The organism is Actinophytocola sp. NPDC049390 (genome assembly GCF_044466355.1).
Classification (GTDB): domain Bacteria; phylum Actinomycetota; class Actinomycetes; order Mycobacteriales; family Pseudonocardiaceae; genus Actinophytocola.
Window position 1 is genome coordinate 152,855 of record NZ_JBITMQ010000006.1, and the last position, 8,389, is coordinate 161,243.

10 protein-coding genes are annotated in these 8,389 nt (G+C 71.0%); 5 read left to right on the plus strand and 5 right to left on the minus strand.

The features are described from left to right. Positions 1-5: 5 nt before the first annotated feature. Positions 6-950: an alpha/beta hydrolase gene (locus tag ACIBVP_RS19275; RefSeq protein ID WP_396107514.1), complete on the minus strand. Its 945-nt coding sequence runs from the start codon at positions 948-950 to the stop codon at positions 6-8. A gap of 88 nt (positions 951-1,038) precedes the next feature. Between ACIBVP_RS19275 and ACIBVP_RS19280 the strand changes: the two genes are divergently transcribed. Beyond that, positions 1,039-1,998, plus strand: coding sequence for an NAD-dependent epimerase/dehydratase family protein (locus ACIBVP_RS19280; protein WP_396107515.1), 960 nt, complete (start codon positions 1,039-1,041; stop codon positions 1,996-1,998). A 177-nt stretch (positions 1,999-2,175) separates the two neighbouring features. Continuing rightward, on the plus strand, positions 2,176-3,702 hold the full coding sequence (locus ACIBVP_RS19285; protein ID WP_396107516.1) for an alkaline phosphatase D family protein: 1,527 nt from the start codon (positions 2,176-2,178) through the stop codon (positions 3,700-3,702). On the opposite strand, the gene ACIBVP_RS19290 is transcribed toward ACIBVP_RS19285, so the two are convergent. Next, entirely contained in the window at positions 3,699-4,727 is a 1,029-nt protein-coding gene (locus tag ACIBVP_RS19290) for an alpha/beta hydrolase-fold protein (RefSeq protein WP_396107517.1), read from the minus strand. The two genes, ACIBVP_RS19285 and ACIBVP_RS19290, sit on opposite strands and share 4 nt — an antisense overlap. Before the next feature lie 113 nt (positions 4,728-4,840). Here ACIBVP_RS19290 and ACIBVP_RS19295 point away from each other — a divergent pair, with 113 nt between their 5' ends. Continuing rightward, the gene (locus ACIBVP_RS19295; RefSeq protein ID WP_396107518.1) at positions 4,841-5,221 is read left to right on the plus strand and encodes a hypothetical protein; all 381 of its coding nucleotides are present in this window, start codon (positions 4,841-4,843) and stop codon (positions 5,219-5,221) included. 1 nt (position 5,222) lies between these two features. On the opposite strand, the gene ACIBVP_RS19300 is transcribed toward ACIBVP_RS19295, so the two are convergent. Further along, on the minus strand, positions 5,223-5,705 hold the full coding sequence (locus ACIBVP_RS19300) for a hypothetical protein (RefSeq protein WP_396107519.1): 483 nt from the start codon (positions 5,703-5,705) through the stop codon (positions 5,223-5,225). Positions 5,706-5,791: 86 nt separating this feature from the next. Here ACIBVP_RS19300 and ACIBVP_RS19305 point away from each other — a divergent pair, with 86 nt between their 5' ends. Continuing rightward, a complete protein-coding gene (locus tag ACIBVP_RS19305; RefSeq protein ID WP_396107520.1) occupies positions 5,792-6,229 on the plus strand; it encodes a DUF4383 domain-containing protein in 438 nt (145 codons plus the stop codon). Between the two features lie 56 nt (positions 6,230-6,285). On the opposite strand, the gene ACIBVP_RS19310 is transcribed toward ACIBVP_RS19305, so the two are convergent. After that, on the minus strand, positions 6,286-6,699 hold the full coding sequence (locus tag ACIBVP_RS19310; protein ID WP_396107521.1) for a hypothetical protein: 414 nt from the start codon (positions 6,697-6,699) through the stop codon (positions 6,286-6,288). Between the two features lie 85 nt (positions 6,700-6,784). Beyond that, positions 6,785-7,198, minus strand: a complete 414-nt coding sequence (locus ACIBVP_RS19315; RefSeq protein ID WP_396107522.1) for a DUF4383 domain-containing protein — start codon at positions 7,196-7,198, stop codon at positions 6,785-6,787. A gap of 72 nt (positions 7,199-7,270) precedes the next feature. On the opposite strand from ACIBVP_RS19315, the gene ACIBVP_RS19320 reads away from it, so the two are divergent. Further along, positions 7,271-8,245, plus strand: coding sequence for a helix-turn-helix domain-containing protein (locus tag ACIBVP_RS19320; protein ID WP_396107523.1), 975 nt, complete (start codon positions 7,271-7,273; stop codon positions 8,243-8,245). The last annotated feature ends 144 nt before the right edge of the window (positions 8,246-8,389 follow it).

An 8,389-nucleotide genomic window follows, 5' to 3' on the forward strand; every position in this document is an offset into this window, starting at 1 on the left:
TCTGTTTACATGATCGAATTCATGAGCATCGGGAACGAGCGGTGCAGTGCCCGCTCCCAGTAGGGCCACGCGTGCCTGCCGGGGCCGTAGAAGTCGGTCCGAACCGATACGCCCTTGTCCCGCAAGCGGTCCGCGACCGCGACCGTCTGCTCGCCGAGCAGTTCCTCGAGGCCGTCGTGGCCCGCGCCCGGCGGGTCGAGCGGGCCGGGGTCGCCGTTGCCGGTCGACAGGTACACCTTCACCCCGCGCAGCTTCCTGGCCAGCTCGTACGGGTTGTGTGCGGCCCAGACCCGCGCGTCGGCCACCGGGTCACCCCACAGCGCGAACGGGTCGTGGCCGTACGCGGAGACGATGCCCAGGACCAGGTCGGTGCTCCTCGCTCCCTGGTAGGTCGGGTGCGCCACGCCGCTGTAGGAGGCGGCGGCGCGGAAGAACCCGGGATGGCGTGCCGCGTAGGACAGCGCGCCGAAGCCGCCCATCGACAGCCCGGCGACCGCGCGGTGGCTGCCGGAGCGGTACTCGCGTTCGACGATCCGCCGCAGTTCGGTGAGGTGGAAGGTTTCCCACGCCGGTCCGTCGAGCCAGTCGCTGTAGAAGCCCGTCGGCCCGGCTTCCGGCATCACGATCAGGACGTTCGTTCGTGCCGACAGCTCCTCGACGTCGGTCTTGTCGGTCCAGCTGCGGTAGCCGGTGTCGCCGTCGCAGCAGCCGTGCAGCAGGTACAGCGTCGGCCATCTCTTGTGCGGCGTGCGGTCGTAGTCGGGTGGGAGCAGCAGCCGCACACCGACGTCGTGGCCGACCGCGGGCGAGTGCACGGTCAGCTCGACCAGCCGGTCGTCGAGTCGCTGTCGCGAGACGATGTACGCCCCGGCACGCTCGGCGGCGGCCGGGAGGGTGAGCACGGTGCTGAACACCAGCACCAGCGCCAGCAGGAATCCCTTGAGACGCACGGTGACCTCCTTGTCGTCACAGGAAGTCAACCCGGGGCGGTTCGCGGCGGTCAACAAACCGGTTGCGACCAGGCCGTACGGTGTTCGCGTGAAGCGGATTCTGGTCACCGGGAGCGCGGGGCACCTCGGGGAAGCGTTGGTGCGGGTGCTGTCCGAGCAGGGCTGTGACGTGGTCGGGCTCGACGTCAAGGAGTCGCCGTACACGTCGGTGGTCGGCTCGGTCGCGGACCGGTCCGTGGTGCGGGCCGCCCTCGACGGGGTCACCGCGGTCCTGCACCCGGCGACGCTGCACAAGCCGCACGTGGCATCGCACCCGCGGCAGGACTTCGTGGACACCAACGTGACCGGCACGCTGACGCTGCTGGAGGAGTCGGTGGCCGCGGGCGTGGGCGGCTTCGTGTTCACCAGCACGACCAGCGCGTTCGGCCGTGCGCTGTCCGGGTGGATCACCGAGGACGTGGTGCCGGTGCCGAAGAACGTCTACGGCGTCACGAAGGTCGCGGCGGAGAACCTGTGTGAGCTGGTGCACCGCGACCACGGCCTGCCCGTCGTGGTGCTGCGGACGTCCCGCTTCTTCCCGGAGGCCGACGACCGCGACGAGGTCCGCGACGCGTACGAGGACGCGAACCTGAAGGCCAACGAGTACCTGTACCGCAGGGCCGACATCCAGGACATCGTGGACGCGCACCTGCTGGCGCTGGAGAAGGCGCCGTCGATCGGGTTCGACCGCATGATCGTCAGCGCGACGACCCCGTTCGAGTCGTCGCAGGTGGCGCGGCTGCACGGGGACGCCCCGGCGGTGGTGGCGTCGCTGTTCCCGGACCAGCCCGCGCTGTACGCCGACCGCGGCTGGCGCATGTTCGACGAGATCGACCGGGTGTACGTGAACGACCGCGCCCGCTCGGTGCTGGGGTGGCGGCCGAAGTACGACTTCGCGCACGTGCTCGAGTGCCTGCGGACCGGCACCGACTACCGCAGCCCGCTGGCGCTGGCCGTGGGCGCCAAGGGGTACCACGACGAGCCGACGGGCGTGTACACGGTGCGCTGACCGCCGGAGCACAGCTACGCCCACTGAGGTTCAGGTGAACCGCTTCGGGCCGAACAGCCTCCTGCTGGTCATCGACGGACGTGACGACGTCGACGCGAAGAACGCCGAACCGGGATTGGAAGTGACGTTCACCTGCGGTTGATGCGCCGTTCGTCATGGGCGGCTAGAACATCGCCCATGACGAACGAGCAGGTCAGCAGGCGAACGGTGTTGCGAGCGGGTGCGGTCGGCGCGGGTGTGCTCGCGGCCGGGACACCGGGGTTCGCGCTCGCGGCGGGCGGGCGTCCGGTCCTCACGCACGGCGTGCAGACCGGCGACGTGACCACCGACGGCGCCATCGTCTGGACCCGCGCCGACCGGCCCTCCCGCATGCTGGTCGAGGTCGCCTACGACGACGATTTCCGGCGGTCCCGGCTGGTCCGCGGCCCCCTGCTCACCCCGGAGACCGGGGGCACCGGCAAGCTGCGGCTCGGCCACCTGGCGCCGGGCAGGACCGTGCACTACCGCGTCACCGCGGAGGACCTCGACGGCCGCGTCGGCAGCGAGGCGCTCACCGGGTCGTTCCGCACCGCGCCGACCGGACGCGAGGACGTGCGGTTCACGTGGTCCGGGGACGTCGCCGGGCAGGGCTGGGGCATCAACCCGGACATCGGCGGCATGACCGCGTACCGCTCGATGCTGGCCCGCCGCCCCGACTTCTTCCTGCACAGCGGCGACACCGTGTACGCAGACGGGCCGCTGGCCGAGACCGTGACGCTGCCCGACGGCCGGGTGTGGCGCAACATCGTGACGCCCGAGAAGGCGAAGGTCGCCGAGACCCTCGACGAGTACCGCGGGCAGTTCGCGTACAACATGCTCGACGAGAACGTCCGCGCCTTCGCCGCGCGGGTGCCCAGCGTGGTCCAGTGGGATGACCACGAGGTCGTCAACAACTGGTACCCGGGCGAGATCCTGGACCTGCCGCAGTACACGGAGAAGCGGGTCGACGTGCTCGCCGCCCGCGCGTTCCAGGCGTTCCACGAGTGGCAGCCGATCGACGAGCGCCGTGCCGTCGACGGTCGCGTGTACCGGAGCTTCACCTACGGGCGGCACGTCGAGGTGTTCGTGCTCGACATGCGCACCTACAAGGACGCGAACGACTCGCCGCGCGACGGTCAGGGCGTGGTGCTGGGCGCGCGGCAGGCCCGTTGGCTGGTGGACGGCCTGACCCGCAGCAAGGCGACGTGGAAGGTCGTGGCCGCGGACCTGCCGGTCGGGCTGACCGTGCCGGACGGCGCGGACATCGAGGGCGTCGCGAACGGCCTGCCCGGCGTGCCGGGTGGGCGGGAGCACGAACTGGCCGGGGTGCTGCGCACGCTCGCGCGCCGCCGCGTGCGGAACGTGGTGTGGCTGACCGCGGACGTGCACTACACCGCGGCGCACCACTACTCCCCGGACCGTGCGGCGGTGGGCGACTTCGACCCGTTCTGGGAGTTCGTGTCCGGTCCACTGCACGCGGGCGCGTTCGGCCCGAACACGCTCGACCCGACGTTCGGCCCGGAGGCGGTGTTCACGCACACCCCGCCGCGGGCGAACACGTCGCCCCTGGAGGGCTTCCAGCACTTCGGTGAGGTGCACGTGGACGGCCGGTCGGGCGCGCTGACGGTGTGGCTGCGCGACGGCCAGGGCGCCGACCTGTGGTCGACAACGCTTGCGCCGCGCTAGGGTGCGATCCGCTCGCAGAGGAACTTCAGCGCCAACGGGTACCGGTACTCGATGCCCCCGTGGCGCCCGTCGAACAGTTCGAAGTGGACCCGGTCGTCCGGCACCCCGGCCGCGGCGACGGCACGACGGAACGCCGTGGCCCCCAGGTCCAGGAAGTACTCGTCGCCGCGCCCGGCGTCGATCCAGATCCCCCGCAGGCCACGCAGCGCCGAGGCGCTCTCCGCCGCCATCCGCACCGGATCCCAGCGCAGCCAGCGATCCCACACCTCCGGCACGGGCGCACCGGTGTCGTCGAACGGCAACGACACGCCGCCGTCGGCGTTGCCGGAGTACGCGGCCGCGTAGCCGTAGATCTCGATCAGGTCGTTGTCGGACTCCTTGGTGCCGTGCACACGCTCGGCCCGGTCCGCGAGGAACTTCGCGTAGTCACCGTCGTACGTATCGCGCAGGAGCCGGGCCACGCGGGGGAAGTCCGGCAGGTAGCACACGTCGAACAACGCGTCCCCGGCATGCGTGGCCAGCGCGCCGAACAGGTCCGGCCGCAGCATCGGCGTGACCATCGCGCCGTAGCCGCCGCTCGACTTGCCCGAGATCGCCCGGTGCGCGGGGTCGGGGAGCGTGCGGTAGCGGGCGTCGACCCACGGCACCACCTCGTCGCACAGGTACGAGTGGTAGCGGCCGGTGGCAGGCGAGTCCAGGAACTGGCTGCCGCCCAGCGACGTCCACGCGTCCACGTACACCACGATCGCGGGCGGGGTGTCGCCCGCCGCGAACACCTCGTCGGCCAGCTCGGGGAACGGGCGGCGGAACGGCATGCGGTTGAACCACATGGCGACGTGCCCGGTGTAGCCCTGGATCACGTACACGGCCGGGTACCGGCGGCCGGAGTCCTCGTCGTAGCCGGGTGGCAGGTACACGTACACCGGTCGCTCGTGCGGGTCGCCCAACGGGTTGTCGCGCAGAAGTGCACTGTGGACGACGCCGTGCTCGACACGACCGGACAGCGGTGCGGACCAGGGCAGCATGGCCGGAGCGTAGATCAGCGCACCACCCCGTTGTCGAACGATATTCCACCCGGTCTGGTGCTTTCGGCGGTTCCGGGTGGCGGTCCGGACCCGCACCGGCGACGGTGGTCCGCATGTTCCTGCTCGTGGCCGTGGTCGTGCTGCTGCTCGCCGGGTGCGCGGGCCCGCCCGTGCCGGAGCCGCCCGCGCCGCGGCACGTCACGCTGCACGACCTGGTCGTCGAGTCCGTGCCCGCCGACACCGGGTTCTGGGCGAGGACGAGCGACGGTGACCGCGTCTGGGTGACGCTCGTCCTGCCAGAGCGGGCGCCGATGCCGGTACAGGAAGGTGAACGCCTCGACGTCACCGGTGTCGTCGTGCGTCACGGACCGGGGTTCGCCGCGCGTGCCGGCGTGACCGCCGCCTGGGACGTCGAACTGCTGACCCGGCAGGGCAGCCACGTCCGGGTCGAACAGGCCGACGTACGGGTGGTCCCCGGCGCGCGGCGCGCCTAGCTCACGCCGTGGTGAAGGCCTCCGCGCCCGCGGCGACGCGGTACGGCTCCAGCTCCGCGCGCTGCTGCTCCGCGCGGGCCACCAGGCGGTCGAAGTCGATGTCGTTCATGCGTGCGCGGAGCCCCGCGAGGTCGCCCAGGGTGTGCCACATCTGCTTCTTGCCGTCGATGCCCATGGTGAGCAGCTCCAGCTCCTCGAACCGGCTGAGCGGGGAGTAGCCCCGCAGCCTGCCGTTCGGCTTCAGCCTGCCGACCCGCTCGGCCGCCAGCGCGGCGACGTTCTTCACCGGGTCCGGCGTGATCCGCAGTCTGCGCATGATCTCGCGGAAGGTGTCGACGTCTTCGGCGACGGCCTTCGCCACCCGGTCGAGCGCCTCGCCCGTCTCGGTGCCCTCGTTGCCGCGCGCCGCGCGTCGTGCCAGCTCACGCCAGCCGATGCCCATCGCCAGCTGGTCCCGCAGGTAGATACGGAGAAATTCGTCCATGCCCCGGGGATTCACACAGGTTCGGTGACCGAAACGGGGGTATTCGGCCCGCATACCCGGTTCCGACGTTCGGAAGGGATGAGGACATGACCAGCACGGTGCACACGAGACATCCGGTCCAGGCGGCGGCCATGGTCGTCGCGGCGGTGTTCCTCCTGGTCGGGATCGCGGGGTTCATCCCCGGCCTGACCACCGACTACGACGGGATGACGTTCGCGGGCCACGAATCCACCGCGATGCTGCTCGGCGTCTTCCACGTCTCGATCCTCCACAACATCGTTCACCTGTTGTTCGGCATCGCCGGCCTGGCCCTCGCCAGGACGGTGTCCGGTGCGACGGCGTTCCTCATCTGGGGCGGCGTGGTCTACGCGCTCCTGTGGCTCTACGGGCTGTTCGTCGACCAGAGCAGCGCGGCGAACTTCGTGCCGGTCAACACGGCGGACAACTGGCTGCACTTCGGTCTCGCCGTCCTCATGATCGGCCTCGGCGTCGCCCTCCGCGGCAGGCGCGCGGTCGCTCGCTGACCCACACGGAGGAAGGCCGGGATGCGCACGTCCCGGCCTTCCTCCGTGTCAGGTGCTCATCGCCCGCGGTCGCGCGGTGTACGCAGTTCCCGTGCCACCGAACCGGCGCCCTCGTCGGCGGTCTGCCCGCGGCGGGCCTCCTCCGACGGCTCGTCGAAGTCACGGGCGAAGGAGACCTCGCCGTCGTCGGTGGCCGGGCGACCCTCGAGTTCGCCCTCGGCGTCCATCCGGTCCACCTCGTCGCGTGGTTCGCGGGGGAGATCGGTGTCGGGGCGTTCCTCGCGGAGGCGCTCGTCCAGGTTCCGGCCCTCGCGTTCCTCACGCTCGGTGAGCCCCTGCTCCACCACCGGGGACCAGTGCTCCGGCGGGTCCATGCCCTCTTCGAGGGGGTCGAGCCGCAGGCGGTCCTCGTCCAGGTCCTCGGCGGCGTTGTGGCCCTCGGGGTCCGGGTCGGCCGGTGTGTCCGTCATGATCGTCTCCTCCTGCGTGTCGGACCAACCGGGTGCCCGCGATCCACGCCCGGAAAACCGCCGGGGCCCCTCGGCGGCCTGTAGGTCAGCCTTCCGCCCTCATGCGCAGGGCGTAGACGTACACGCAGGTCACGGCGGACAGCGCGTACAGGCCCACGTTCCACCACGTCATGTGCAGCGGGTCGCCGACGTCGCCGACCACGTTGGCGACCACACCGAACGCGGTCATCGCGACGAACACGATCGTGGCGACCGCGGCGAAGGCGCTCGCGCCCCGGCGGAGCGCCGCCAGCACCGCGATCACGCCCAGCGCGCCGTGCGCGACGATCAGCAGCCTGCTGAGCCCGAACACTCCGAGTAGCCGCGCGTTCTCCGACTCGCGGATGCTGCCCCAACCGAGGACGGCGAGCCCGATCACGGCCAGTGCCAGGTACACCACCCCGAGCACCAGGACGATCAACCGGGCCCGGCCCGCCGCCTTCGGGAGTGTCTCGGTCACGGTCCTCACCTCCACGATGACGTGGAATTCCCGGTCGGACCGGGCGGGAAACACGGTGCGTGTTTGAATCCGATGATGTTGGAAGCCATCGGGTTGACGGGTGACCAGGAGCGGGTCTACCGGGCGGTGCTGACCACGCACCGGGCCAGGCCCGAGGTGGTCGCGGAGCGGACGGGCCTCGGCACGGCGGCTGTCACGGCGGTGCTCAGCTCCCTGCACGACCTGGGCCTGCTCAGCAAGGCCGCCCCGGACCGGCCGGAGTACACCCCGGTGCCGCCGGACGCCGCGTTCGGGCCGCTGCTGCTGCGTGGCCAGGAGGCACTGGAGACCGCCCGAGGCAGCGTCGCCGACCTGGTCGAGCAGTACCGGGACACCACGCGGCGCCGGGACTCCGCGCGGCTCGTCGAGGTGATCACCGGCGCGGCCGCGATCCGCCAGCAGGTGATGAACCTGCAACTCACGGCCCGCGGCGACCTGCGGTGGTTCTGCCGTGCCGGGCACGTCGCGATGCCGTCGGCGGACAACACCGAGGAGTTCGAGGCACTCGCGCGTGGCGTGACGTACCGGGTGCTGTACGAGACCGCGCTCGTCGAGGAACCCGGCATGATCGCCGACATCGAGCGCGGGGTGCGGCACGGCGAGGTCGCCAGGGCGACCGCGCACCTGCCGATCCGGCTCATGATCGCCGACGGCGTGGTGGCGCTGTGCCCGCTGGTCCAGCACACCGAGAACGGCGACGAGCCGACCGCGGCCTTGGTGCACGACTCGAGCCTGCTCGCGGCCTTGATCGCGTTGTTCGAGGCGTACTGGGAACGCGGCTCACCACTGGTCTTCGACGACGATGACACCGGCCACCTCGCCGACGACGAACGGCAACTGCTCGCACTGCTGGTCGCGGGCGTCACCGACAAGGCCGTAGCCACCGCGCTGAAGGTCAGCCAACGCACCGTCCAGCGCCGCATCCAGGACCTGATGCGCCGCGTCAACGCGGACACCCGCATGCAACTGGCCTGGGAAGCAAGCAAACGAAACTGGCTAACCGACTAACCCCGCGAGTCACGCCCCAGAACACAGCGAGTCACGCGCAGAAACACCGCGAGTCGCGCGCCCGGGCATACCGAGTTGTCAGTTTCGTGCCGCCGGGCGTCCGGGCGTGTGCACGAAACCGACAACTCAGTGTGTGCGGGCGCG

Excerpts from the sequence above, each read along its gene's own strand:
- ACIBVP_RS19285 (WP_396107516.1), top strand. The coding sequence starts at position 2,176 with ATGACGAACGAGCAGGTCAGCAGGCGAACGGTGTTGCGAGCGGGTGCG.
- ACIBVP_RS19290 (WP_396107517.1), bottom strand. The coding sequence starts at position 4,727 with ATGCTGCCCTGGTCCGCACCGCTGTCCGGTCGTGTCGAGCACGGCGTC.
- ACIBVP_RS19295 (WP_396107518.1), top strand. The coding sequence starts at position 4,841 with ATGTTCCTGCTCGTGGCCGTGGTCGTGCTGCTGCTCGCCGGGTGCGCG.
- ACIBVP_RS19300 (WP_396107519.1), bottom strand. The coding sequence starts at position 5,705 with ATGGACGAATTTCTCCGTATCTACCTGCGGGACCAGCTGGCGATGGGC.
- ACIBVP_RS19305 (WP_396107520.1), top strand. The coding sequence starts at position 5,792 with ATGACCAGCACGGTGCACACGAGACATCCGGTCCAGGCGGCGGCCATG.
- ACIBVP_RS19310 (WP_396107521.1), bottom strand. The coding sequence starts at position 6,699 with ATGACGGACACACCGGCCGACCCGGACCCCGAGGGCCACAACGCCGCC.
- ACIBVP_RS19320 (WP_396107523.1), top strand. The coding sequence starts at position 7,271 with ATGATGTTGGAAGCCATCGGGTTGACGGGTGACCAGGAGCGGGTCTAC.